The 1791-nt window shown below is 35.8% G+C and carries 1 protein-coding gene; it reads right to left on the bottom strand.

Going from position 1 to position 1791, the window contains the following annotated elements; genetic code table 11:
- Positions 1 to 428: 428 nt before the first annotated feature.
- Complete coding sequence (locus IV55_RS10030; protein WP_146993660.1) at positions 429 to 1454, bottom strand: IS3 family transposase; 1026 nt, start codon at positions 1452 to 1454, stop codon at positions 429 to 431.
- Positions 1455 to 1791 lie beyond the last annotated feature (337 nt).

Genomic DNA, 1791 nt, shown 5'->3' on the forward strand with positions numbered 1-1791 from the left:
CATAGGTTGCTGCTGAATCAAGGTCAGAAGATGAAGTACTTGCTGCCAACATAGAGTCCCTCCCTGTCTTTACAAATATAATTAGTAAAGTGTTTTGTTAAACGATACTTCAATCATTAAGAAAAAGTTAAAGTCGGATAACTAAATATAATTATATTTGTTTGTTACTCATTTGCAACAACATTTTGTGAATTACTTTCGCATACTTAAGTTGTGTGTGATTTATAGACGGAGGGAAATCATAGGAATGCTTTTAAATCAGTGATTGTAGCGCTAACAAAAGGTAACTAATCGATGATATAACTTTTAAAAATCAACAGAATTAATGGCTTATTTTGACAAAAAAGAGTGTTATTTCACAACCTTTTGAGTGAGTAAAAGTTTAGTAGCAAAACTAGTTATTAATGCAATTATTTGAGCTAGACGCCTCAAACTTCTTGAACACTCGGGGATACATATTCATTTCTATATAAAACAGGTGGCAGTCCATCTCGGGTTAAAGAAATTCGTTTGTGGTTATACCAGTCTACATACGCGGTTACTGTTTCCTTTAATTCATGCAGCGTATGTGGTGGGTATCGATCAAGTCGTTCTCGCTTTAAAATACTAAAGAAATTCTCGATTGGTGCATTATCATGGCATTTACCTTTTCGAGACATACTTTGAATAATACCCATTTCTTTCAATCGCCAATGATAATCCGGTTGTTGATATTGCCATCCTTGATCAGAATGCATAATCGGATAGGATCCTTTTGGCAATCGTTCTTTCAGTTGATCGAGCATTTGATTAATCTGTTTTTTGTCCGGACTTGCGGTAACAACTACCGAGAGAACTTCGCGGCTAGCTTCATCAAGTACTGCGGATATGTAGCCCCAACGATGATCGCGCAATCGGACTTGTGTGATGTCGGTGTGCAATACCGTGTAGGGTTGAACCGCATCGAACTTTTTTTGAAGAACGTTGTCGCTTTGTAAACCATTGTTACCTTCGTAAGAATTATATTTATCATCATGTTTTGAATAAACGGTTACGTGTAAATTAAGCTCACCCATTAATTTTAAAACTGTATTGGGTGAGCACTTAAACCCTGCTTCATTAGCCAAATGACAAATCCTGCGATAACCATAGGTCTCATCCGAGTTGAGGAAGGTCTTACGAATAAAACATTTTAATGATTCATATTTATCATAATTAGAATTGTGTTTCTTCCTATAGTAATAAGTTGTTCGGGGGAGCTGAATTAAATTGAGCAGTTTCGTCAGCGAGTACTGACCATGGAGCATGGACACTAATTTTGCTTTTTGGGATATCGGTAATTGTGTTAACGATCCGACCAACTGCTCATATAAAGAGCAACGCATTCTAGCAGTAGCCAGCTGATTTTCCAGATTAGCTATTTTTTGTTTGAGACGTGTTTCTTCGTCGATGTTTTGAACATTGAGGGCTAACATGAACGACTCCTTTAATTATTTTTTAGAAGTGTATACAAAAATTATGTATCCTGTTCAAACGGCATATTGTTATATACATTTAACTTCACAAAAAATAGTTTACCACCACAAGTAATTAGTTGTATGGGGTTAACTAATAGAGAGCCGTATCATTTATAGAATGTTATGCTTCTTAAGCAATCCGCAATATTTATAGTTCGATAATACTGATGAAACAGAAAAAAGCTGAACATTTTTGTTCAGCTTTTTTGGTGCACTTCATTCCTTTTTTTAGAAACCCACTCTATGTTGGCAGCAAGTACTTCATCTTCTGACCTTGATTCAGCAGCAACCTATG

The organism is Furfurilactobacillus siliginis, from assembly GCF_001437435.1.
GTDB lineage: Bacteria > Bacillota > Bacilli > Lactobacillales > Lactobacillaceae > Furfurilactobacillus > Furfurilactobacillus siliginis.